The sequence below is a fragment of the Microbispora bryophytorum genome (assembly GCF_043197435.1).
Lineage (GTDB): Bacteria > Actinomycetota > Actinomycetes > Streptosporangiales > Streptosporangiaceae > Microbispora > Microbispora bryophytorum.
Genome location: NZ_JBICTF010000004.1, coordinates 620,600 through 643,714, shown reverse-complemented (window position 1 = coordinate 643,714; position 23,115 = coordinate 620,600). Strand labels below are relative to the sequence as shown.

The 23,115-nt window shown below is 71.2% G+C and carries 24 protein-coding genes; 8 read left to right on the top strand and 16 right to left on the bottom strand.

Annotated features, from left to right (window positions below; translation table 11 throughout):
• Positions 1-16: 16 nt before the first annotated feature.
• Together ACGFIB_RS16455 and ACGFIB_RS16450 are read right to left on the bottom strand one after the other, a co-directional pair.
• Positions 17-916, bottom strand: a complete 900-nt coding sequence (locus ACGFIB_RS16455) for a serine hydrolase (RefSeq protein ID WP_357239378.1) — start codon at positions 914-916, stop codon at positions 17-19.
• Positions 913-1,860: a LysR family transcriptional regulator gene (locus ACGFIB_RS16450; RefSeq protein WP_393372416.1), complete on the bottom strand. Its 948-nt coding sequence runs from the start codon at positions 1,858-1,860 to the stop codon at positions 913-915. Before ACGFIB_RS16450 ends, ACGFIB_RS16455 begins: the two co-directional genes overlap by 4 nt.
• 108 nt (positions 1,861-1,968) lie before the next feature.
• Between ACGFIB_RS16450 and ACGFIB_RS16445 the strand changes: the two genes are divergently transcribed.
• On the top strand, positions 1,969-3,516 hold the full coding sequence (locus tag ACGFIB_RS16445) for a penicillin-binding transpeptidase domain-containing protein (RefSeq protein WP_393372414.1): 1,548 nt from the start codon (positions 1,969-1,971) through the stop codon (positions 3,514-3,516).
• Positions 3,517-3,548: 32 nt separating this feature from the next.
• Here the strand turns inward: ACGFIB_RS16445 and ACGFIB_RS16440 are convergent, their stop codons facing one another.
• The 6 genes from ACGFIB_RS16440 to ACGFIB_RS16415 form a co-directional block, all read right to left on the bottom strand.
• Positions 3,549-5,042 (bottom strand): SMP-30/gluconolactonase/LRE family protein, encoded by a 1,494-nt coding sequence (locus ACGFIB_RS16440; protein WP_393372411.1) that lies wholly within the window; start codon positions 5,040-5,042, stop codon positions 3,549-3,551.
• A gap of 413 nt (positions 5,043-5,455) precedes the next feature.
• Positions 5,456-6,256 (bottom strand): HAD family hydrolase, encoded by an 801-nt coding sequence (locus ACGFIB_RS16435; RefSeq protein ID WP_142569949.1) that lies wholly within the window; start codon positions 6,254-6,256, stop codon positions 5,456-5,458.
• A 108-nt stretch (positions 6,257-6,364) separates the two neighbouring features.
• Entirely contained in the window at positions 6,365-6,997 is a 633-nt protein-coding gene (locus tag ACGFIB_RS16430; RefSeq protein WP_357259483.1) for an HAD family hydrolase, read from the bottom strand.
• A gap of 51 nt (positions 6,998-7,048) precedes the next feature.
• The gene (locus ACGFIB_RS16425) at positions 7,049-7,555 is read right to left on the bottom strand and encodes a DUF6912 family protein (protein ID WP_142569565.1); all 507 of its coding nucleotides are present in this window, start codon (positions 7,553-7,555) and stop codon (positions 7,049-7,051) included.
• Between the two features lie 57 nt (positions 7,556-7,612).
• Positions 7,613-8,287, bottom strand: a complete 675-nt coding sequence (locus ACGFIB_RS16420; protein ID WP_142569563.1) for an HAD family hydrolase — start codon at positions 8,285-8,287, stop codon at positions 7,613-7,615.
• 40 nt (positions 8,288-8,327) lie between these two features.
• A complete protein-coding gene (locus tag ACGFIB_RS16415; RefSeq protein WP_393372406.1) occupies positions 8,328-9,128 on the bottom strand; it encodes a YbaB/EbfC family nucleoid-associated protein in 801 nt (266 codons plus the stop codon).
• A gap of 83 nt (positions 9,129-9,211) precedes the next feature.
• Between ACGFIB_RS16415 and ACGFIB_RS16410 the strand changes: the two genes are divergently transcribed.
• The 3 genes from ACGFIB_RS16410 to ACGFIB_RS16400 all read left to right on the top strand — a co-directional run bounded on the left by ACGFIB_RS16410 (position 9,212) and on the right by ACGFIB_RS16400 (position 10,816).
• On the top strand, positions 9,212-9,538 hold the full coding sequence (locus tag ACGFIB_RS16410; protein ID WP_357239356.1) for a hypothetical protein: 327 nt from the start codon (positions 9,212-9,214) through the stop codon (positions 9,536-9,538).
• A gap of 73 nt (positions 9,539-9,611) precedes the next feature.
• Entirely contained in the window at positions 9,612-10,547 is a 936-nt protein-coding gene (locus ACGFIB_RS16405; RefSeq protein WP_393372402.1) for a hypothetical protein, read from the top strand.
• Positions 10,548-10,555: 8 nt separating this feature from the next.
• Positions 10,556-10,816, top strand: coding sequence for a hypothetical protein (locus tag ACGFIB_RS16400; protein ID WP_357239350.1), 261 nt, complete (start codon positions 10,556-10,558; stop codon positions 10,814-10,816).
• On the opposite strand, the gene ACGFIB_RS16395 is transcribed toward ACGFIB_RS16400, so the two are convergent.
• The 7 genes from ACGFIB_RS16395 to ACGFIB_RS16365 form a co-directional block, all read right to left on the bottom strand.
• A complete protein-coding gene (locus tag ACGFIB_RS16395; protein WP_393372399.1) occupies positions 10,809-12,125 on the bottom strand; it encodes a glycoside hydrolase family 3 protein in 1,317 nt (438 codons plus the stop codon). The two genes, ACGFIB_RS16400 and ACGFIB_RS16395, sit on opposite strands and share 8 nt — an antisense overlap.
• A 66-nt stretch (positions 12,126-12,191) precedes the next feature.
• On the bottom strand, positions 12,192-13,982 hold the full coding sequence (gene ptsP, locus ACGFIB_RS16390) for a phosphoenolpyruvate--protein phosphotransferase (RefSeq protein WP_393372396.1): 1,791 nt from the start codon (positions 13,980-13,982) through the stop codon (positions 12,192-12,194).
• A 5-nt stretch (positions 13,983-13,987) separates the two neighbouring features.
• Positions 13,988-14,248 carry an HPr family phosphocarrier protein gene (locus ACGFIB_RS16385; RefSeq protein WP_191051745.1) on the bottom strand — a complete coding sequence of 87 codons (261 nt, stop codon included), beginning with the start codon at positions 14,246-14,248 and terminating at the stop codon, positions 13,988-13,990.
• A 24-nt stretch (positions 14,249-14,272) separates the two neighbouring features.
• Positions 14,273-14,908, bottom strand: coding sequence for an HAD family hydrolase (locus tag ACGFIB_RS16380; protein ID WP_393372393.1), 636 nt, complete (start codon positions 14,906-14,908; stop codon positions 14,273-14,275).
• Between the two features lie 10 nt (positions 14,909-14,918).
• Positions 14,919-15,365, bottom strand: a complete 447-nt coding sequence (locus ACGFIB_RS16375) for a PTS sugar transporter subunit IIA (protein WP_191051743.1) — start codon at positions 15,363-15,365, stop codon at positions 14,919-14,921.
• An 81-nt stretch (positions 15,366-15,446) separates the two neighbouring features.
• The gene (locus ACGFIB_RS16370; protein ID WP_142569549.1) at positions 15,447-15,683 is read right to left on the bottom strand and encodes a glucose PTS transporter subunit EIIB; all 237 of its coding nucleotides are present in this window, start codon (positions 15,681-15,683) and stop codon (positions 15,447-15,449) included.
• A gap of 32 nt (positions 15,684-15,715) precedes the next feature.
• A complete protein-coding gene (locus tag ACGFIB_RS16365) occupies positions 15,716-16,750 on the bottom strand; it encodes an SIS domain-containing protein (protein WP_357239335.1) in 1,035 nt (344 codons plus the stop codon).
• A 151-nt stretch (positions 16,751-16,901) separates the two neighbouring features.
• On the opposite strand from ACGFIB_RS16365, the gene ACGFIB_RS16360 reads away from it, so the two are divergent.
• The 3 genes from ACGFIB_RS16360 (at position 16,902) to ACGFIB_RS16350 (ending at position 19,723) form a co-directional block, all read left to right on the top strand.
• Positions 16,902-17,642, top strand: a complete 741-nt coding sequence (locus tag ACGFIB_RS16360; protein ID WP_030509333.1) for a GntR family transcriptional regulator — start codon at positions 16,902-16,904, stop codon at positions 17,640-17,642.
• Between the two features lie 28 nt (positions 17,643-17,670).
• Complete coding sequence (locus tag ACGFIB_RS16355) at positions 17,671-19,005, top strand: PTS transporter subunit EIIC (protein WP_142569545.1); 1,335 nt, start codon at positions 17,671-17,673, stop codon at positions 19,003-19,005.
• Between the two features lie 265 nt (positions 19,006-19,270).
• Complete coding sequence (locus tag ACGFIB_RS16350; RefSeq protein WP_142569544.1) at positions 19,271-19,723, top strand: Rv3235 family protein; 453 nt, start codon at positions 19,271-19,273, stop codon at positions 19,721-19,723.
• Between the two features lie 65 nt (positions 19,724-19,788).
• On the opposite strand, the gene secA is transcribed toward ACGFIB_RS16350, so the two are convergent.
• Positions 19,789-22,590, bottom strand: a complete 2,802-nt coding sequence (gene secA / locus ACGFIB_RS16345; protein ID WP_142569542.1) for a preprotein translocase subunit SecA — start codon at positions 22,588-22,590, stop codon at positions 19,789-19,791.
• A gap of 218 nt (positions 22,591-22,808) precedes the next feature.
• On the opposite strand from secA, the gene ACGFIB_RS16340 reads away from it, so the two are divergent.
• On the top strand, positions 22,809-23,081 hold the full coding sequence (locus tag ACGFIB_RS16340) for an HGxxPAAW family protein (RefSeq protein ID WP_142569540.1): 273 nt from the start codon (positions 22,809-22,811) through the stop codon (positions 23,079-23,081).
• Positions 23,082-23,115 lie beyond the last annotated feature (34 nt).

Genomic DNA, 23,115 nt, shown 5'->3' with positions numbered 1-23,115 from the left:
ACATAGAGGGGGTCTGTCATATGTGGGTGCTGAGCTGGTCGATCGCCATCCGGGCGGCGGCCCCGATCGCGGCGTCGGCCCGCGGCTGGTTCTGCGCCGTGCTGAGCGACCGGGTGAACACGGCCACGGCGTAGCGCCCGCCGTCGGGATATTCGACCACCCCGACCTCGTTGCGGAGCGTGGGCAGCGTGCCCGTCTTGCCGCTCACCGCGACGTCGTCGAACGGGAACCCCGAGGCCAGCCGGTGCGGCCACACCTGCAGGGCCATGAGGCGGCGGATCGCCGCGCAGGAGGCCGGTCCGGCCGCCTCGTCACGCCAGATCGCGGCCAGCAGCCGGGTCATCTCGCGCGGCGTGCTCCGGTTGCCCCAGGCCGGGTCGAGCGCGCGCAGCCGCGCCACCACCTCGGGGTCGGTGCACGCCTGGGTCACGGCCGACTGGTCCGCGACGCCCGCGTCCACCCACAGGCTGGTGAGCATCTCGCGGCAGTTGTGCACCACCCGCGTCGCGGTCAGCCCGAGGCCGTCGAGCAGCGCGTTGACCGCCTCCCGGCCCACCCGGGCGAGCAGCACGTCGGCCGCGGTGTTGTCGCTCACCGCCATCATCAGGTAGGCCAGGTCGCGCAGCGACAGCGTCGCGTCGTCCAGCATCGCCGCCAGCCCGGTGCCCCCGCCCGTACGGTCCGCGCCTGGCACGCCGACACGTTCGGTGAGGTCGAGCAGCCCGCGCTCGGCCTGGCGGTGTAGTTCCAGCAGCAGGGGCACCTTGAAGACCGACGCGAGCACCACCGGCTCGTCGGCCCGCAGGCCCACCTCGCGCCCGCCGTCGATGTCGACGGCGTGCAGCCATCCGGTGACGCCGGCGCTGCGGAAAACCCGCTCCACCGGATTCATGCCCGGGTGCATGCCGGGGTTCATGCGAGGAACCCTGTCGCGGGGCGCGGCGTCACCCGCGGCGCGGGCGGCACGCCTTCGTCCACCATGCCGGCGCTCTGTTTCAGCACCTCTACGGCCACGGTCGTGAAGTCTCGCACGTACGGCCCCGGCTCGGCCCGCCAGGCCGGGGAGCAGCGCCAGGCCAGGGGCGCACCCGCGAGGGGCCGCCACACCACGCCCGGCACCTCGGCGGGAGCGCCGAACGCGACAGCCGTGCCGGACAGGACCAGGCCGAGGGAGAACTCCACACGGTCGGTGCAGATGATCTCAGTCGGGACGAAGCCACCCCGGCGGCACGAGGTCAGCGTGTCGTCGTACAGGCCGGGCTCGGCGTCCCGGGGAAACAGCACCAGGTCCCGCCCGGCCAGGTCGCCGAGGTGCACGGCCGCCCAGGCGGTCAGCTCGTCGTCCTCCGCCAGCAGGACGCCCGGATGCCGGACGAGCACCGGCCCGTACGCGAGCCCGTTCGCGGCGACCGGATGGCGCAGCAGCCCGACGTCGAGCCTGCCCTCCAGCAACGCGGCGACCTGCGCGGCCGTGCCCATCTCGGTCAGCGACAGCCGTACGTCGGGGCGGCGGTCGCGGAACCCCGCGATGAGCGCGGCGAGCACGGCGGCGCCGAGGTCGGCGGGGACGCCCGCCCGCACGACTGCCGCATCGCCGCGCGCCAGGTCGGACATGAGGTCGCGCATCCGCTCGACCCTGGCGACGATCTCGCGGGCCTCGGGCACCAGCAGCCGTCCCGCCTCGGTCAGCGCCACCCGCCGGCTCGACCGCTCGAACAGGCGCACGCCCAGCTCCTCCTCCAGACGCCTGATGCGCTGGCTCAGCGGCGGCTGGGCCATTCCCAGCCGCGCGGCCGCGTTCCCGAAGTGCAGCTCTTCCGTCACGACCAGGAAGTAGCCGAGGTACCGGACAAGGTCCACGAGCTGGGAGCATATCCGAATCGCACATGAAGCGCGTTGATATCCATATTGGACATACTTCCTGCCGGTCTGCTGCTCTTGACGGGCACTCGACTCGAAGGGGGACGCATGCGAGAGCGAAGGCGCTGGCCATACGTCACGGCGGCGGTGCTCGTGCCGGTGGTGGCCGCGGGGGTCACGGTGTGGGCGCTGCGGACGAAGGGATCGCCCGAGGAGACCGCGCGGAACTTCCTCGCGGCCTGGTCACGCGCGGACTACGCGGCGATGCGCACACTCGCCGCGGACCCGCCGGCCGGCTTCGAAAGCACGTACCGCCGCTTCCACGACGACCTGAAGCTCACCGGGCAGCGATTCCAGGTGACGAGCGTCCAGGACGACACCGTGCGGTTCCGCGCCCGGCTGACCGGCCCGCTGCCCATCGCGTACGACGGGAGACTCCGCCTGGTCGAGCGCGACCGCGCCTGGAAGGTGGCGTGGACGCCGGCGGCCGTCCACCCCCGGATGACCGACGGCATCCGGGCCAAGCTCACCACCGTGCCCGCGGAGCGTGCCCCGATCACCGCCGCCGACGGCACCCGCATCGACACGCCGGACACGCCCGGCTCCGTGCAGCAGATCGTCGAAGGGCTGCGCGAGCAGTACGCCTCCCGTCTGACCGGCACCTCGTCCGCACGGGCCGACCTGGTCGACAGCCGTACGGGCTCGAAGGTCGCCACCCTCGCCGAGGGCGGGTCGAAACCCGGCAAGGCCCTGTCGACCACCATCGACCTGCGGGTGCACCGGGCGGGGGCCCAGGCCCTGGAGGGCGTGGACAAGCCCGCCTCGCTCGTCGCGCTGCGCCCGTCCACGGGCGAGGTGCTCGCGGTGGTCAACAAGCCGGGCGGCTACAACCGCGCCCTGCTCGGCACGTACCCTCCCGGATCGACTTTCAAGATCGTGACCGCGTCGGCCCTGGTCGCCGGTGGCGTCACGCCCGGCGAGACCGTCGAGTGCCCGGCCGAGAAGACGATCGGCGGCTTCCCGTTCCACAACGCCGAATTCCACGACTACGGCACGCTGCGCTTCGTCGACGCCTTCGCCCACTCGTGCAACACGACGTTCGGCGACATGGCGGTGCGGCGCCTCGGCGCCGACCGCCTGTCCAAGGTGGCCGGCGACTTCGGTTTCGGCGCCAGCATCAAGATCGGGGTGCCGGCCGTGGACGCCGCCTTCCCCGCGCCGCATGACGACACCGACCTCGCGTCCGCGGCCATCGGTCAGGGACGTGTCCTGGCCAGCCCGCTGAACATGGCCGCCGTCGCCGGCGCCATCACCGCGGGCACGTGGCGGCAACCCCGGCTGGTCCCGGCCTCGCTCGTCCCGGACGGCGGCACGCCCCCGCGCCCGCTGGAGCCCGCGGTGGTGTCCGCGCTGCGCCGCCTCATGCCCGCCGTCGTCAGCGAGGGCACCGCGAGCGGCGTCTCCTTCCCCGCCGGCACGGGCGGCAAGACCGGCACCGCCGAGTACGGCTCGGCCGAGAACGGCGAGAACCCTCCGACGCACTCGTGGTTCATCGGCTACAAGGGCGACCTGGCCTTCGCCGTCGTGGTCGAGGGCGGCGGCACCGGAGCGCAGGTGGCGGCCCCCGTCGCGGCCCGCTTCCTCAACGCGCTGTGACATCAATTAGTGACACCGAGCTGTGACACCAATCAGTAGGGCCAGCCGGGGACGTTCAGCCGGACGCGGTACAGGCCGAAGTTGCCGCTGTTCCCGCCGCGGGAGGGTGTGCCCGAGGTGATGTACAGCGTCTTGCCGTCAGAGCCGCCGAAGGCGAGGTTGGTGGTGTTCTGCCCGGCGGAGATGGTGCCGAGCTGTACGCCGGACGGCGCGTACACGTGGACCTTTCCGTCGTTGAAGGAGGCCTGGTAGAGATTGCCGGCACAGTCGATGGTCGCGCCGTCCGAACCGTTCAGGGACGCGAAGTCGGCACGGGAGCCGACGCTGCCGTCGGAGTTGACGGGCCACTTGTAGATCCGGCCGGTGCCGTTGCCGCCGACGTAGAGCGTCTTGCCGTCGGGAGAGAGCACGACGCCGTTCGGCTCCCGGATGGTGTCGTCGATCAGCGAGACGACGCCGTTCTTGACCCGGAACACGCCCGTGCGGCCGGACATCTGATCGGGCCGGTTGGCGCGCTGGAAGTCGGGGTCGGTGAAGTAGACGGTGCCGTCGGCGCCGACGGTGAGGTCGTTGGGTGAGTTGAAGGCGCGCCCCTGGTAGGAGGAGGCGACCACGCCACGCGTCCGGTCGGGCAGGTGGAAGGAGGAGACGCTGCGCTGGTCGTGCGTCGCGGCCAGGAGGGTGCCGCCGTCCCGGCTGAGGGCCAGGCCGTTGCTGCCGGAGCCGGAGATGAAGGTCTCGAAGGTGTTCGGCTCGGTGAACCGCAGCACGTCCGCGGGCTGGACGCCTTCCGAGCCCGTGCCGTCGCGCATGAGCGACAGCAGCAGGGTCTGGGTGGTGGCGTCCCAGACCGGGCCTTCCAGGAAGTTGAACCCGTCCCGGATCTTGGTGGCGGTCACCGACGTCGACGGCAGCGGGTTGGGGTAGGTCGCGCCCGGCGTGCACGGTCCGACGCCGGGGCGCGGCGTGTCCGGCGAGGGGGTGACGCTGGGCGTGGGTGTCGGAGACGGAGTGGGGGTCGGCGACGGTGACGGCGTGGGGGTGGGCGTGGGGGTGGGCGACGGGGACGGTGACGGCGTGGGAGTGGGGGACGGGCCGAGGGTCACGGGACCGCTGCACATGACACCGTTGAGCCAGAACGTGGTGGGCACCGGGTTGGCGCCGGTGAGGTTCGCGGTGAATCCCATGCCACTGGCCGTGGCGTTGGTGGCGATGGAGCCGTTGTAGGACATGCTGGTGGCGGTCACGCGCGCGCCGGACTGCGTCCAGGTGGCGTTCCAGCCGGAGGCGATCCTCTGGCCGGAGTCGGGGAAGTCGAACTCCAGCTTCCAACTGCCGATCGGGTCGCCGAGGTTGGTGATGGCCACGTCGCCTTGGAAGCCGCCGCCCCATTGGGAGACGATTTTGTAGGTCACCTTGCACCCGGCGGCGGCCGCGGCCGGCATCGTCGTCGTCGCGGCTCCACCGACGGCGACCAGCGCGGCGGCCAGTCCGGTGGCCGCGACGGTGGCGAGACCTCGTCTCATCAGGAAATCCTTTCGCGAGACGGCGGGCGACTGCCGCCCACGTCAGGGTGGCGGCCGGAGGCGGGAGCCCACGGACACGCCACGCGGCGCACCGCCGGCCGCGCGTTTCGAAATTAGGCGACCAGACGAACGGTCGCGATCGGTCGCCGGACCCGGTGTTCGCCTGGTGAGACCCGCTGTGATCATCACCGCCGCGGCGAACGGTCGTGCGCAGCGCGGTTGGCGCCTCAGCCTGGGGGAACGCGACCGCCCGCCCACCGTGCGAGCCGATCGGCGGCGGAAAGGACCGTGGCCACAGCGCTGAAACGTTCAGCCCGTGTCGGGCTGCCGCCGGCCTCCTGCTGTCAGGTCGCCTGTCATGCCCTGCGGCGCGTCACCGTCCTCGGTACGGCCGGTGCTCGCCGAGCCCGAGGTCAGGGGGCTGTGCGGTCGGCGGGGGTGGTGAGGCGGGCGACGGCCGCGACGACCTCAGAGGGGTTGGACAGGTCGGACAGCACGATGTCAGCGCCCGCCTCGCGCAGTTCGGCGGCCGTGGACCGGCCCGACGCCACGCCGATCATGGCCGCGCCGCCGATCTTCGCCGCCTGGACGTCGCGCGTGGAGTCGCCGATCAGGACGGTGTTGCCCGCCGTGAAGACGGCGCCGTACCGGGCCTTGGCCCGTCCCTGTGCGACCTGCAGCAGGGTGGCCTTCGGATAGACCTCCTCGCCGTAGCCGCCCACCTCGACGTCGACCCACTTGTCCAGCCCGAACGCCTTGAGCTTGTGCACGGCGTTGCTCTTGATGGTGCCGGTGAGCACCGACTGCACGGCGCCGTCGAGGCGCGACACGGCCTTGAGCGCGTCCTTGGCGCCGGGCAGCGCGCGGCCGTCCTTGGCCAGCCGGCCGCGCCGCTCGGCGAAGCAGACGGCCAGCGCGTCGAGGAACCTCGGCAGGTGGTGGTCCTCCACAGCGATGCCGTTGACCGCCAGGGTCTCGAAGATGATCTCCGAGTCGGGACGGCCCAGTGCCGGCGCGAGCTTCACCAGCGGCCGCCCCGTCACCATCCGGAACGCGTCCACGTAGGCGTCGCGGGTGACGATGGCGACGTCGACGAGTGTCAGGTCGATGTTCCAGAGAACGAGGCGGTTGATCGCGACCTCCGTGGGGGTGCGGTGTGGATCGTGCTCAGCGTACGGCCCACGCGGGGCACCCGCCGCATCCCCCTGCCGCATCCACCCGGCGCCATCCACCCACCGCATCCAACGGCCTCGGCAGGCCGGTACGCGGGGCCAAGCCCCGGTGGCTGCTGGAGGAGGAGGAACGCCAGGCCCGCTGACGCGTCAGACGAGGTCGAGGGCGTCGGCCAGCGAGTCCACTACCGGGACCCCGACGCCCTCCAGCTCCGACCGCCTGGTCATGCCGCCGGTGTAGAGGACGGCGCGGGCGCCGACGTGCAGGGCGGCGTGCGCGTCGTCCACGCTGTCGCCGATGACGACGACCTTCGCCGAGTCGAGGCCGAGCGCGCGCAGGTGCTCCACCATGTGCTCGGCCTTGTGGCCGCCGGTCGCGTCACGCGAGCCGTCGATCCGGGTGAAGTGGCCGTCGATGCCGAACTCGCCGGTCTTGCGGACCAGTCGTTCGTGGCCCCACATGGACAGCAGCGACTGCGTGCGGCCCGACTCCTGCCAGGCGTGCAGGCTCGACAACGCGCCATCGGCGAGGCTGCACGCCTCCATCAGCCGGTGGTAGTGCTCGTGGAAGCCTTTGTCGAGTAGTTCCCACTCGCCCTCCCCGAGCGCGCGGCCGAGCATCCGCTCGTACGCCACCCAGATGGGGCGGGTGTACACCTCGCGGAAGCCCTCCGCGTCGTACGGCCCCAGGCCGTACGGGAGGAAGAGCTCGTTGGTCGCGCCGACGACGGCGTCGATGTCGTGGAAGAGCGTCCCGTTCCAGTCCCAAACAATGTGTGTCATCTTGCTCCCCAGCTTAGACGCCGGGTGTGACATATCCATGAACTCCGCGCGTCAGGCGAGCAGATCCGGGATCTCCTGTGTGGCGTACCAGAGCAGTTCGTGGTCCTCCGCGCCGTCCACGGCGAACCGCGCGTCGTCGTCCCCGCCGTCGGCCGCGGGCAGCGCCGCGATCGCCGCCTCCACGTCGGGTGCGGCGTCGGGGTCGTCCACGTGGACCGCGGCGACCAGCCGCATCGGGATCGGCTCCAGCACCCGCACGCGGGCGCGCTCCTCCAGGTCGGCACCGGACTTCACGGTCTCGTCGGGCACGTCGGCCGCGATGACGACCCGCCGGGCGGCCACCTCGACGCCGTCCTTCCGGTCGGCGGCCAGCATGCGCAGGGAGGTCCGGGCGGCCTCGGTCAGCGCGACGTACTCCAGCTCCTCGGTGTCACCCGAGACGTACCACTCGATCAGCGCGGGGGTGACCGCGAAGCCGGTCAGCGGGGCCGGGCCCAGCTCCCCCGCGGCGACGACGCGCGCCAGCGCGGGGATCGTGGACGGCAGATAGACGCGCATGCGTTCCTCGACTCGGTCTCTTGTTGCGGCTATACGGGCGGCTACAGACGGCGCGTTCTACGGATGGGCGGCGGCGCCGGGCTCGCGCAAGTGGACGCCGAACAGGCGCTCCATCTCGGCGATGGTCTCCGAGGGATCGCTGTGATGGACCCCGACCAGGCCGATCGCGCGGGCCGCCACGATGTTCGCCTCGATGTCGTCGACGAACACGCACTGCCCCGGGTCGAGCCCCAGCAGGCCGAGCGCATGACGGAAGATCCGCGCCTCGGGCTTGCGCATGCCGACCTCCCCCGAAATGACGACCGCGTCGAAGAGTGCCTCCCAGCCCTCACGCGCGTAGTGGTCGCCCCAGGAGTTGGACACCAGGCAGGTGCCGAGCCCGGCCGTCCGGGCCTGGCGGAGCATCTCGTTCATCTCCTCGACCGGCCGGAATCCGGCGAACATCCGGGCCAGCATGCCGTCGGCCTCCGGCGGGCCACCGTCGAGGGTCACCAGCCGGGCCGCCAGGGTGCGCTCGAACTCCAGGACCGGAATCTCGCCCCGTTCGAGCGCGTGGATCGGGTTCTCGCCGTCCGGTTCGACGCCGGCCCGGTACGCCTGCGTGACCAGCGCCCGCATGACCTCCCGGTAGTGCCGGGGGTCGATCCGGTCCGCCTCGATCCACTCCGCGACGGACTCGGCCAGGCTCGTGGTCAGAACCCCGCCCCAGTCGATCAGCACACCCTTGAGCACCGCGCCTCCCACCCGACGTGCCTACAAATATAGGGAGTGGTCACTCCGGCCGCTCGAACGGCTTGAGCACGCCGCCGAACCACTCGTCGACGGCGTCCGGGCCGAACGACTCGCCGGGCGCCAGCTCGCGCAGCGCGTCACCCACCATCCGACGGGTCTGCCGTTCCGCGTCCTGCTGCGCCCGGCGCAGGGCCAGCAGGAGTTCCTCTGCCAGCGTCCGGCTGGGCAGGCGCATGGCACGGGGTTCGATGACGACCTCCCGCACCTGGCCGTACGCCGTCGTGACGACCTTGATCCGGCCGTCCGCCGCCCGGCCGTGACCGGTGACGGCCTCGATCTCGCGCTGCCCGTCCTCCAGCCACGCCTCGATCTGTGCGGCCCGTTCCGCGTCCTGGTCCAGGTCGCCGGAGTGCTGGTCGATAGAGCGTGGGCCGAAGGCGTCCGCTCCCGCGTCCAGCTCCTGGGCGAGCTGGTCGAACCGATAACGCACGAACGTCTCGTCGAGCGGGGCGGCCAGCCCGCTCACCCTGCTCTGGGCTGCGGCGACGAGCTGGTCCGTCCTCTCCTTCGCGGCGTCCTGGGCGGCCCTGATCGCCTTCGTCACCTCCGCGCTCAGGGCGGCCGCGTCGAGCCGCATGACCCGCGGATCCAGTGTGACCGAGGTGACCTCTCCCCGGCCGTCGGCCCTGGCCCGCACCAGGCCGTCGGCGCCCTCCCCTTCGCCGATGACCTGCCGGATCCCGGCCTGGACGTCCGCGAGGCCGCGCATGACGTCCTCGGCCTGGCGAATCATCTGCTCCAGGAGCTCCAGGTCACTGCCCCCCGGAAACGACAGAGACAAGTATTCCTCCACAAAAAGGACAAAAGGCTTTTACTGTGCAATTCACCCGTCCATAATTCGCCGGTCATGCTAACGTGCCGCGCATGTCCGGGGAACTAGGCATCGAGCACGGCGAAGTGGAAAGGGCCTCCTCTCGCCTGGCGGAGCACGGCGACGAGTTCGTGACCGCCCTGCAGTATCTGCGCGCGCGGGCGGGCGCCTCCTCGTGGGGCGACGACGGCCTGTTCGGCGCCTTCGTGGCCGCCTACAACCGCTCCGCGCTGACCGCCGTCGAGGCGTACGCGCAGCTCGGAGGGACGGTGGGCGGCACGGGGGACGCGCTCTCGGTGGCGCGCCGGCGGGTCTCGGACGCCGAGGGCGACGCGGGACGCCGGATCGCGGGGGCGCACGACGAAACGGGCCCTGCATGAGCGAGCGTAGCGAGCGAATCAGTCAGCACAGTGCCTGGCGCATGCCGCTCCGAGCCGAAGGCGAGGAGGTGGCATGGGCCTGATGCCGCCGGACTGGGCGCAGCCGATCGCGAGCCTGGTGAACTTCCCGAAGATCGACGAGGCCGACATCCGCGCGGAGGTCCGCCCGTGGCAGGTCGTGCAGGCCGGCGCCGCCTCCGGGGGAAGCGGCGCGGAGGGCGAGGTCAGGCGACTGCCGGGCGTGTACCAGGGCGTGTCCGCCGACGCGATGCGCACCAACTGGAACACGGCCGGCACCGCGGAACACCTCCGCACGGCCGTCCGGGCCGCCGCGTACGCGCCGGCGGTGCTCGAAGGCACCGCCACCGCGGTGACCGCCACGAAGGTGGCCATCATCACGCAGGCCGTCGCGGGCGCGACCAGGCTGGCCTCGACCCTGGTCGCGGGCGGCCCGCTCGCCGCGGCCTCGGCGACGGCGGGGCTTCTCGCCACCCGGTACGCCATGCGGAAGATCCTCAAGGAGGCCGAGGAGGGCGGCGCCCGGGTTCTGGCCCCGGCCGTCACGCGGCACATCACCGAGCCGCTGGAACGCATCCTGAAGAACACCCGCGGCCCCTTCGGGGGCGGCCCGTCCCTGGCGGGGGCGGGCGGCCCCCACGTTCCCCTGAGGGGCGCGCCGGTGCGGACGGCAGGGGCGGCTGGGCCCCGCGGCGGCCTCAAGCTCGACATGGGCAGGAGCCGCAAGCCCTATTCACGGCAGAGCGGCCCCGAGCTGTCCTCCGCGGAGCAGGCGGCGCTGGACGCGAAGAAGGCCGGTCAGCCGTACGACAGGAAGGCCGCCAGAGCGGCCGAGCAGAAGGTGAAGACCGGCGAGAAGCTCGACGGCGAACGCAACGCGCAAAAGCGCGGCACCCAATCCGGCCAGGGCGAAGCGAACCAGCAGCAGGGCCAGCAGCAGGCCCAGCAGAATCAGAACACCCAGGGCAAGAAGAAAAGGCGTTTCCTGTAGGGACTTGTATGACCAAGCCAATTTCGAGCCAGATGTACCACTTCACCCAGAACAATCCGGAAGGGATCGGACAGGACAGCGTGCCTGCGCTGCTCCGCCGGATCGCGACCACGATCGAGGAACTGGGCCAGGTCGAGGTGTACGACCTGATCATGCACAACGAGGTCACCGACGACGGGTCCGACTGGCCGTCGATCACGGTGTACTTCGACTACGCCCAGGAGGCAGAGCAGGACGAGTCCGAAGGAGACGCGCCCGGAATCACCTGACGGCGGCGAAGACGCGCTCCGCGACCTTGCGGTGCGCGGCGGACCTCAGCGCACCGGGGTCGGTGCGGATCGGGCCGAAGACGCCGCGCTTGTCCTTCAGCCGCAGGATCCGCAGCACCGACTCGTCGATCCTGCGCTCGGAGATCCGGCCCGACTTCACCGCGCCGAGGACGGCGTCGTACGCCTTGGGCAGGTTCGGCGGCATGAGGAGCATGTCGGCCCCGGCGAGCACGGCACGCACGGCGACCTCGGCGTCGCCGTACTTCTTCCGCACCCCGGCCATGTCGAGCGCGTCGGTGCTGATCACGCCGTCGAAGCCGAGTTCCTCGCGGAGCAGGCCGGTGAGGATGCGGTGGGACAGCGTCGCGGGGTCGCCCGAGGGGTCGAGCTTCGGCATCACCACGTGCGCCGACATGATCGCGTCCACGTCGTGCGCGATCGCCGCGCGGAACGGCGGCGCGTCCAGCTTCCGCCACTGCGTCTTCGAGTGCGTGATGACCGGCAGGCCCGTGTGGCTGTCGACCGAGGTGTCCCCGTGGCCGGGGAAGTGCTTGGCGACGGAGGCCACGCCCGCCGCGTGGAAGCCGTCGACGGCCGCCCCGACCATCGCGGCCACCTTCCCCGGGTCGGAGCCGTACGCGCGGGGCCCGATCACGGGATTGCGCGGGTTGATGTTGACGTCGGCGACCGGCGCGAAGTCGAGCGAGATGCCGAGGTCGCGCAGCTCCTCACCGGTCGCCCTGGCGACGTCGCGCGCATTCGCCGTCCTGCCGGTCTCGCCGATCTCCGACGCGCCGGGGAATTTGGTGACGAGAGACTTGAGCCGGGAGACGAGGCCGTTCTCCTGATCCACGCCGATCAGGAGCGGCGCCTCGCCGGACCGGGCCGCCGCCTCGCGCAGGCCGGTGGTGAGCGCGGCCACCTGGCTCGCGCCGGAGACGTTGCCCGCCCAGTCGAAAAGGATGACCCCGCCGGGGCGGAACTTCTCCACCACCTGCGCCGGCGTCGCCACGCCGTACCGCGCCTCGTTCTCCTTGCTCGCCGCCCCGACCTTCTGGCCCCACACCACGATGGTGAACAGCTGCGCCACCTTGTCCCGCAGGCTCATCGCCGCGAGCGTCCGCTCGGCCAGGCTCCCCGAGGGGCGGGCCGAGGGCGACAAGGACGGCGACGGGGACGGCCGGGACGCCACCGGAGACACGGCGGACGCGCGCGGCGAGGGCGCCGAACTCGCGGCGCCGATGCCGGACGAGCATCCGGTCGCGAGGAGGGCGGCGATCATGACGACACCGTGGCTGATTCGTGGCACGTTGTTTACCGTATCCGTGCCCGGCCGTGACCGGGCCCGGAACCCGGTCGCGACCTGCTGCGGCGGTCAGAGCGCGAGTGCCTCCAGGCCGGGCAGCTCGGCGTGCGCGGCGGCCTTGGCCGCCCGCGCCGACGTGACCGAGCGCGCCGCGGCGGCGGCGTCGCGGCACTGCGCGAGCGTGTGCCGCGACAGGGCGGCGCGCACCCAGGGCAGTGCGGGCGCGCCCATGGACAGCGAGGTGATCCCCATGCCGACGAGCACGCAGGCGAGCACCGGATCGGCCGCGGCCTCGCCGCAGACCCCGCAGCCCTTGCCCGCGGCGGAGGCGGCCGAGGCCGCCGTCGCGATCAGGTCGAGCACGGCCGGATGCCACGGGTCCTGCAGCCCGGCGACGGCGCTGACCTGGCGGTCGGCCGCGAGCGCGTACTGCGTGAGGTCGTTGGTCCCGATCGAGAAGAAGCCGGCGACCCGGATGAGGTCCGCCGCCCGCAGCGCCGCCGACGGCACCTCGATCATGATGCCCGCGCCGTCGAGCCCCGCCGTACGGCAGGCGTCGGCGAACCACTCGGCCTCCTCGGCGGTGGCCACCATCGGCGCCATGACCTGGACCTCGGCCGAGACGCCCGCCGCGGCCCGGGCCAGCGCGCCGAGCTGGGCGGTCATGATCTCCGGATACCTGCGGAACATGCGCAGGCCGCGCTCCCCGAGCGCCGGGTTCGGCTCCTCCTCCGGCGGCGGCAGGAACGCCAGCGGCTTGTCGGCGCCGGAGTCGAGCGTGCGCACCACCACGCGGCCCTGCGGGAACGCCTCGAACACCGCCCGATAGGCCTGCTCCTGCTCGCTCGCCGACGGTGCGGTCTCGCGGTCGAGGAAGAGGAACTCGGTGCGGTAGAGGCCGACACCCTCGGCGCCGTTGGCCAGCGCGCTGTCCAGATCGCGGGGGCCTCCGATGTTGGCGAGCAACGGGACGGGGTGCCCGTCCGCGGTCGCGCCGGGACCGGTGGCCGCCGACAGCACCGCCCGCCGCGCCTCCTCGGCGGCGCGGGCCGCGGCCACGCGGGCCGGGTCCGGCGCGAGCAGCACCTGCCCGGACGCGCCGTCGACCAGCACGGACGTGCCGGGGGGGATCGCCGTCGCGCCGGCGCAGCCGACGACGGCGGGCACGCCCATCGAGCGGGCGAGGATCGCCGTGTGGCTGGTCGGCCCGCCCTGCTCGGTGACGAACGCGGCGACCACGTCCTTCGACAGCAGCGCGGTGTCGGCGGGGGCGAGGTCCTTGGCGACCAGCACGAACGGCTCGTCGGCTCTGGCCGGCACGCCGGGCATGGGCAGGCCGGTGAGCACGGCGATCACCCGGTCGCGGATGTCGTCGAGGTCGGTCACGCGCTCGGCCAGGTAGCCGCCGGCCGCCGCGAGCAGGTCCCGATACTTGCCGAAGGCGTCGAAGACGGCGCGCGGGGCGGCAACGCCACGCTCGATGAGCTCGCCGACCTCCGCGGCCAGGCTCGGGTCGCGGGCCATCAACGCCTGCGCGCCGAGCACCTCCTGGGCCTCGCCGCCCGCCCTGGCGCCCCGCGCCTCCAGGTCGGCGGCCACCTCCTCGACCGCCCGCTCGGCGCGGGCCCGCTCGGCGGCGGCGTCGCCGTCGTGGCGCGCCTCCTTGTCGGGCTCGGGGATCTCCCCCGCGAGCACATGGGCCGGGCCGTACCCGGCGCCGGGGCTGACCCCCGTGCCGGCCAGCGAGGTGCCGGCCAGCGAGGTGCCGGCCAGCGACGTGCCGGCCGACCCCGTGCCTGCCGACGACCGCGTGCCGTTCTCGTCCCCCGGCGTCATCGCCGTCTTCCGCTGTTCGTCCACTGGCGTCAGGAGGCCGCGGCGGCGATCTGGGCGAGCTCGTCGAGCAGCTCTTCGGCGCCGTCGCCCTCCGCGCTGATGACGATCGACTCCCCCTGCCGCACGTCGAGCGCCAGCACCGACAGGATGCTCTTCGCGCTCACCGGCGAGCCGCCCGCCTTCGCGACGGTGACGTCATAGGGCGCCTTCGCCGCGGTCTGCACGAACGTCGCCGCCGGGCGGGCGTGCAGCCCGACCTCGGACGTGACGCTGACTGTGCGCTGGGCCACGTTTCCTCCTCCTGCAGCGGTGGTCTAGACCGCCGGTAGTTCGGTCAAAGGCCAGTCAATACCCGACATATCGGGTATTACCAGATCTGCGTGTGACAGTTCATCCGGATGATGGGTGGTGGCCACCGCGACGCAGGCCATACCCGCGGCGCGTGCCGCCGCTATCCCGGCGAGCGAGTCCTCGAACACCACACACGTGGCCGGATCCACGTCGAGCAGGCCGGCCGCCAGGAGGTAGCCGGACGGATCCGGCTTCCCCACGGTCACGTCCTCGGCGGAGACGATGGTCCGCACCACCTCCAGGACGCCGATCTCGGTGAGCCGCTCCACCGCCCACCACCGCTGGGCGGAGGTGACCAGGGCCAGCGGAGCCCCGTGCGCCGCGACCCGGGACACCAGCTCCGCCGCCCCCGGGACCGGCACGATGCCGGGCAGGTCCGGATGGTCGTAGTAGGAGCGGATCTCCTCCATCGCGACCTCGGGATCCATGCCGGGCAGCACCTCGGGGACGACGTCCACCCCGCGGCGGCCCATGACGCGCCGCAACAGCGTCTCGTCGCAGGTGATGCCGCGGTCGTCCAGGAACATCCGCCACAGGGCGCGGCTGCGGAGCTCGGTGTTGACCAGGGTGCCGTCGAGATCGAAGAGCGCGGCCTCCATCACCTGAGCATCACGACCACTCGAAGAGCGGGTCACCCGCGTTCACCCGGCCCTCGGCGACCTCGCCGACCGAGTCCGCCACCGCGTCGAGCGCCACCACCGGGCAGACCGGCGAGCGCCCACCGGCCTCGACCGCCGCGGGGTCCCAGGCCACGACGGGCTGCCCGACGCCGACGCGATCCCCCTCCGACGCGAGCAGGCGGAAGCCCTCGCCCTTGAGTTGCACGGTGTCGATGCCGAGATGCACCAGCACACCCCTGCCGTCGTCCCCCACCACGACGTACGCGTGCGGGTGCAGCTTCACGATCGTGCCGCTGATCGGGGCCAGGGCCTCGACGGGCTGCCGGAGGGGGTCGATCGCGGTTCCCGGGCCGACCATCGCCTGCGAGAACACCGGGTCCGGCACGGCGGCCAGGCCGATGGCCGCCCCCGCGACCGGGGCGAGAACAGTCGTCAATGAAGAGCCCTTCTCTGGAATCCGGGCAGGCGTCGCCACAGGTCCGCCCACAACCTGCGGACCCGCGACGATCTCCCGGGTTCAGCCGATGATGTCCTCGATGTCGCTGGCGATGGTGTCGGCCTCGGGGCCCACCACGACCTGGACGACGTTGCCCGCCGCCATCACTCCGTGGGCGCCGGCCGCCTTGAGCGCGGCCTGGTTCACCTTCGAGGCGTCGTGCACCTCGGTGCGCAGCCGCGTGATGCACGGCTCCACTTCGACGATGTTGTCGGCGCCACCGAGCCCGGCGATGATCGCCTCGGCGTCTGCAGCCATGAGGGTCCTCCTGTTGTTCGGCCGGTCTGTCGTCAGTCGGTCTGCGTGACCTTCTTCAGACCGCGGGGGGAATCGGGGTCGATACCGAGCCTGCGCGCGAGCGCCTCGGTGAGCAACTGCCCGGGGACGATGAGTCCCAGCGGAGCCACCCACTCGGGCAGGTCCGGACCGTTCAGGGCGGCGGTCGAGGCGGCGGCGAGCCGCCCGCCGCCCCCGACGCCGAAGGCGGCGGCGCCCGCACCGGTGACCCGCTCGGCCAGCGCGACCGTACCCGCCAGCGTCGGGCCCTGCCCCGCCGCCACCAGGATCGCCGGGGTCTCGGCGTCCACGACCGCGATCGGGCCGTGCAGCAGGTCGGCGTACGACAGGCCCATGGCGTGCAGGTAGCACGCCTCCTTGAGCTTGAGCGCCAGCTCCAGCGCGGTCGAGAACGCCAGGCCGCGGCCGGACACGACGACGCCCGGCTTGTCGGCCAGGCCCTCGACCACGGCGTCCAGGTCGCCGGGGTCGGAGATCAGCTTGTCCACCGCGTCCGGCACCCGGCGCAGGTCATCGGGGTCCACGTCGGCGCCGAGGCCGATCGCGAGCACGGCCAGCGCGGCGAGCTGGGTCGTGTAGGTCTTCGTGGCCGGGACCGCCTTCTCCTCGCCGGCGAGCGTGCACAGCGCGAGGTCGGCGGCCTGGGCCAGCGGCGACTCCTCGCCGCCGTTGGTGATCGCGACGGTCTTCGCGCCGCAGTCCTTCGCCCACTGGAGAGTCTCGACGATCTCCTCCGTACGGCCGGACTGGGACAGGCCCACGGCCAGCACCCCGTCGAGGTCGAGCCTGCGGCGGTAGGTGGTGGCGACCGAGGGGGCGCCCATCGCGGCCATCCGGCCCGCCCGCGCCTCGATCAGGTAACGGCCGTAGACCGCCGCGTTGTCCGAGGTCCCGCGGGCGACGAACAGCAGGTGGCGGGTGCCCCGCGCGACCGCCTCGACGTCGCCGGTCCTCGGAAGGAGGGCGTCCAGCGTCGCCTGAATCGCCGCGGGCTGCTCGGCGATCTCACCGCGCATCCTGGTCGTCATCGATGATCATCCTCTGCTTGGCGAGATTTGTCCGTTATCGATCCGTCGCCGACCCATACATTGACACATATTTCTCAGCTGTGGTCTAGTCCGGACTAGACCAGTAAGAACCTTAACTTATTCGGACGATTCAGAGTGAGAGGGGGGATCAGTGGCCCAGATCGATCCGGACAGCCCGGTGCCCAAGTATTTCCAGCTACGGGAGATCCTGCTCGACCTCGTCGAGAGCAACGAGCTGCCGATCGGCGCGGCGATCCCCTCCGAACGCGACCTGAGCCAGCGTTTCGACCTGTCTCGTATGACGGTACGGCAGGCCGTCGACCACCTGGTGTCCGAGGGCCGGCTACACCGGGTCCCGGGCAAGGGAACGTTCGTGGCCCGCCCGAAGATCGAGCTGGCACTCCAGCTCACCTCCTTCACCGACGACATGCGGGCGCGCGGCATGGAGCCGGGCTCCCGCGACCTGGACCGGCGGGTGGTCCGGGCCAGTGCGCACCTCGCGCGGCAGCTCGGCATCCAGCCGGGAGACGCCGTCCACTTCATCGAGCGGCTGCGCACGGCGGACGGGGAACCGCTGAGCATCGAGCGCGCCCACATCCCGGTCGCGCTCGCACCCGATCTCGATGCCTACGACCTGACCGGACGATCCCTGTACGCCCTGCTCGAGTCGCGTTACGGACTCGTCATGGACGCCGGGGAGCTGACCATCGACGGCGGCCTCGCCGATCCGAGCGACGCCGACCTGCTCAAACTGCCCCGGGGCGGGGCCGTGCTGCTGCTGCAGCGCCGGTCCTTCGCCGGCGGGGTGTGCGCCGAACTCGGCGTCTCCACCTATCGCGCCGACCGCTACCAGCTCCGGACGCTCCTCGGAGCCCCGGCCAGACGCCTCTAGTAGTCCCCCCATCCTGGAGGAACACCCGATGAGTTCCACCTCCGCCGACGCGGGCCTGCCCGCAGCGCCTCCCAGTCAGAACGCGGTGATGACCGCGCTGTCCCGCATCGGCCGTTCTCTGATGCTTCCGATCGCGGCGCTGCCCGCCGCGGCCCTTCTTCTCCGGATCGGTCAGGACGACCTCCTCGGCCGTACGGACAACGCGACGCTCGACAAGATCGCACAGGTCGTCGGCGGCGCGGGCGGCGCCCTGTTCGACGCGCTGCCGCTGCTGTTCGCGGTGGGCGTCGCGGTCGGTTTCGCCCGGCGGGCCGACGGCTCGACCGCCCTGGCGGCCGTGGTCGGTTACCTCGTCTGGGACCGGGTCACCCACCTGATGTTCTTCGACGCCTCCGCGGACGCGGCGGTGCACCAGAAGGTGGCGCAGTCCATCGTGGGGGCGGACGGCAAGCCGGCGGAGGCGCTCAACCTCGCGGCGGCCAACCCGACCGGAGTGCTCGGCGGCATCCTCATGGGCCTCGTCGCGGCGATCCTGTGGCAGCGGTACTACCGGACGAAGCTGCCGGCCTATCTGGCCTTCTTCGGCGGCCGCCGCTTCGTCCCGATCCTGACCGCGCTGGCCGGGCTCGTCCTCGGCGTCGTCTTCGGCCTGGTCTGGCAGCCGATCGGGCAGGGTCTGACCAGCTTCGGCGACTGGCTCGCCGGCAACTCCACGATCGGCGCCGGCATCTACGGCATCGTCAACCGCGGTCTCATCCCCTTCGGCCTGCACCACTTCGTCAACTCGATCGTCTGGTTCACCGTGCCGGAGTGCACCGTCGGCGCCACGCACGCCGCGGGCGACCTGAACTGCTACTTCGCCGGGCAGGACGGCGCCGGCGCGTTCATGGCGGGCTTCTTCCCGGTCATGATGTTCGGCCTGCCGGCCGCCGCGATCGCCATGTGGCGGGCCGCACCGCCGAACCGCCGCGCCGCCATCGGCAGCATCATGATCTCCACGGCCCTGATCTCGTTCGTCACCGGCATCACCGAGCCGATCGAGTTCGCGTTCATCTTCGTGGCCCCCGTCCTGTTCGCGGCACATGCACTGCTCACCGGCGTCTCGATGGCCGTGGTCGCGGCCCTCGACGGACGGCTCGGCTTCGGGTTCTCCGCCGGCGCGATCGACGCCGCCCTGAACGCGACGAAGGACAACACGCACAACTTCTGGCTGATCATGCTGATCGGCGTCGTGTACTTCGTCCTCTACTACGTGATCTTCAGCTTCCTCATCAAGAAGCTGAACATCATGACGCCCGGTCGCGAACCCGAGCCCGACGTGGACTCCGGGGAGAGCGCCGACACGGCGCGCGCTCGCGCCTGACGCGTCAGGTTCCCCTCTCAGGGAGCAGGGGCGCCCGGTGATCCCGGGCGCCCCTGTTGTGTTTCCCGCCATTGCGGATGCCGCTAATCGCCGATCGACCCGTGCTCAAATCCGAGGCGGCCGCGCCAACCCGGAGGGATCTTCCTGGACGAAGGCCGGCACAAAGGCGCGCGACTCGGCAAAGTTGGCGTATCCCCGTATCAGAGCGGATGACCGCAATCTCTATTAGGCGTCAGGTTCACGGCGCACGAGAGCGGAGTCCCCGATGCCCAAGCCCGTCCCCCTGCCCCGGCTCGCGTCCGTCCCCCCGGCCGACCCTCCCTACGACGAGCGTGACGGCGGCGGCCATGTCACGCGGCCCGGCACGTACGGCGCGCTCGCTCTGGCTCCCATTCCCCGCCGGGCGGCCACGCCCATGGACGAGCGCCGCCTGCGGGGGCTCGGCCAGGCGCTCGCGGAGATCCTGGCGGGCCGCAGGCCACCCGAGACCGTCCAGGACCGGCTGACCGAGCGGGCCTACCGCGAACTGGTCCGGGCCGGGAAGATGATCGACACCGAGCGGCCGCCCCTGACGGGCCTCCCCCACGTGCAACGGCCCCGCGACGGGGTGATCGAGATGTGCCTGCTCGTCCACTGCGGGCCGCGCAGCCGCGTGCTCGCCGTACGGCTGGAGCGGCAGGGCGTGCAGTGGCTGGTCACCGACTTCGAGACCGCGTGACCGGAGGCCTTGGACGCGAAGAACCCCGCCGGGGCATCGCCCGGCGGGGTTCTTCTCAGGTCATCTCACGCCTGCTGGTTGCGCGGGTCGCCGTGGCAGCGCTTGTACTTCTTGCCCGAGCCGCACGGGCAGGGCGCGTTGCGCTCGACGTCGCCGTACGCGGCGCGCTGCTCGGGGGTCGACCGCACCCGGCTGACCTCCACGTCGCCGCTCTCGCCCGGCGCGGTGTAGACCATCTCGGTCGGCCGCGACGGCTGCCGCAGCGCCCTCGCGATGATCGAGCCGGTCTCGGAGAGCGTCGCGTCGTCCTCGGCGTTCTCCTCGACGATCGGGTTGGCCTGCACCTCGACCTCAAGGTTGAACAGGTAGCCGACCGACTCCTCCTTGATGCCGTCGAGCATCGCGGTGAACATCTCGAAGCCCTCGCGCTGATACTCGATCAGCGGGTCCTTCTGGGCATAGGCGCGCATGCCGATGCCCTCCTGGAGGTAGTCCATCTCGTAGAGGTGCTCGCGCCACTTGCGGTCGAGCACCGAGAGGATGACCCGGCGCTCCAGCTCGCGCACCGCCTCGGAGCCGAGCTGCTCCTCGCGGCGGCCGTAGGCCGCGAACGCGTCCTCCTTGACCTTCTCGGCGATGAGCTCCGCCGTCAGCTCCTCCCGGTCGCCGCCGACCTGCTGGATGAGCTCGTCGACGGTGAAGGAGATCGGGTAGAGCTGGCCGAACGCCTTCCACAGCTTCTCGAGGTCCCATTCCTCGGCGAAGCCCTCGGCGGTGGCGCCCTTGACGTAGTCGTCGATGACGTCGGTGACGAAGCCGCGGACCTGCTCGTGCAGGTCGGCGCCCTCCAGCACCCGCAGCCGCTCGGCGTAGATCACCGTGCGCTGGCGGTTCATCACCTCGTCGTACTTCAGGACGTTCTTGCGAATCTCGAAGTTCTGCTGCTCGACCTGGTGCTGCGCGGAGGCGATCGCCTTGGAGACCATGCCCGACTCGATCGGCACGTCGTCCGGGATGTTCAGCCGCGTCATGATCATCTCGACCCTGGCCGAGTTGAACAGCCGCATGAGGTCGTCCTCGAGCGAGAGGTAGAAGCGCGACTCACCGGGGTCGCCCTGACGGCCGGAACGGCCGCGGAGCTGGTTGTCGATGCGCCGCGACTCGTGCCGCTCGGTGCCCAGCACGTAGAGCCCGCCGAGCTCGGTGACCTCCTCGTGCTCGGCCTTGACGGCCTCCTTGGCCTTCTCCAGCGCCTCGGGCCAGGCCTTCTCGTACTCCTCCGGAGTCTCGGACGGCGACAGGCCGCGCTGCTGAAGCTCCAGGTCGGCGCGGAACTCGGGGTTGCCGCCGAGCATGATGTCGGTGCCTCGACCGGCCATGTTGGTCGCCACGGTGACCGCGCCCTTGCGGCCCGCCTCGGCGATGATCGTGGCCTCACGGGCGTGGTTCTTGGCGTTCAGCACCTCGTGCTGCACGCCCCGGCGCTTGAGCATCCGCGACAGCTTCTCGGACTTCTCGACGCTGGTGGTGCCGACGAGGACCGGCTGGCCGTTCTCGTAGCGTTCCTTGATGTCCTCGACGCACGCCTGGAACTTGGCGTCCTCGGTCTTGTAGACCACGTCGGCCTGGTCCTTGCGGACCATCGGCCGGTTGGTCGGGATCGGGACGACGCCCAGCTTGTACGTCTGGTGGAACTCGTTGGCCTCGGTGGCGGCCGTACCGGTCATGCCGGCGAGCTTGTCGTAGAGGCGGAAGTAGTTCTGCAGCGTGATCGTGGCGAGAGTCTGGTTCTCGTCCTTGATCTTCACGTTTTCCTTGGCCTCGATGGCCTGGTGCATGCCCTCGTTGTAACGACGGCCGTGCAGGACGCGCCCGGTGAACTCGTCGACGATCAGGACCTCACCGTCGACGACGATGTAGTCCTTGTCCTTCTTGAACAGTTCCTTGGCCTTGAGGGCGTTGTTGAGGAACTGCACGAGGTGGGTGTGCTCGGGCTTGTAGAGGTTGTCGATGCCGAGCCAGTCCTCGACCCTCTCCACGCCCGCCTCGAGGATGCCGACGGTGCGCTTCTTCTCGTCGACGACGTAGTCCCCGGTGCTCTCCTCGCCGTCCTTGCCCTCGGTGCCGCGCCGCAGCCGGGGCACGATCTTGGCGAACTCCTGGTACCACTTGCCCGACTGCTCGCCCGGGCCGGAGATGATGAGCGGCGTCCTGGCCTCGTCGATCAGGATCGAGTCGACCTCGTCCACGATGGCGAAGTTGTGGCCGCGCTGGACGCACTCCTCGATCGACCACGCCATGTTGTCGCGGAGGTAGTCGAAGCCGAACTCGTTGTTCGTGCCGTACGTGATGTCGGCGTTGTACTGCTTGCGGCGCTCCTCCGGCGGCATGTTGGCCAGGATGACCCCGACCTCCAGGCCGAGGAAGCGGTGAACGCGGCCCATGGTCTCGGCGTCGCGCTTGGCCAGGTAGTCGTTGACCGTGACGACGTGGACGCCCTTGCCCGAGATCGCGTTGAGATAGGCGGGAAGCGTACAGGTGAGCGTCTTGCCCTCACCGGTCCGCATCTCGGAGATGTTGCCCAAGTGCAGGTTGGCGCCGCCCATGAGCTGCACGTCGAAGTGACGCTGCCCGAGGACCCGGCGGGCGGCCTCGCGGACGGTCGCGAAGGCCTCCGGCAGCAGGTCGTCGAGGGTCTCGCCCTCGGTGTGACGCTGCCTGTACTCGGCGGTCAGCGCGCGGAGCTCGGCGTCGGACAGGCTCTTGAAGTCCTCTTCGATGGAGTTGACCTGCTCGGCGATGCGCTTGAGCTTCCGCAGAGTCTTGCCTTCGCCGGCGCGAAGGATCTTGTCGAGAATGGCTGGCACTTTTAGTAAAGCTCCTCGCAGGTCTACCCCGGTTGATCGCCCGGTGTGAGGACGAGACAAACTTCCCCGCTAGCTATCGTAGGCGGTTCCCGTACCAGACACACCCACCTGCAATCGACGGAGCGCCGCGGCACAATCGTGTAACTCATAAGGGGGAAACCGCCCCCAAGGATCCCCCGATGTTCCGACCACCTCCGCCATCAGGTAGAAAACGGGGTATGGCACAGAGCGGACACCAGGGCAGCCACGCGGGAAGCGCCAAATCTTGGCTCGCCGTCATCATCATCCTCATCGGCTTCACGATCGGGGGTGTGTCGCTGACTCTCGGCCCGAACTGGCTGTTCGTCTGGATCGGCGTGGGCATCTGCGCGGTCGGCGGGCTGCTCGCACTCGCGTTCGACATCTTCTCCGACGTGATCGTGGACGCGCCCCGGGACATCTCGGTCCAGGAGCACCACTCGCCGTTCGAGCACCGGTCCATCACCTCCTGAGGGGTCCCGGGCCCGTGCCCGAACCGTCGTAAGC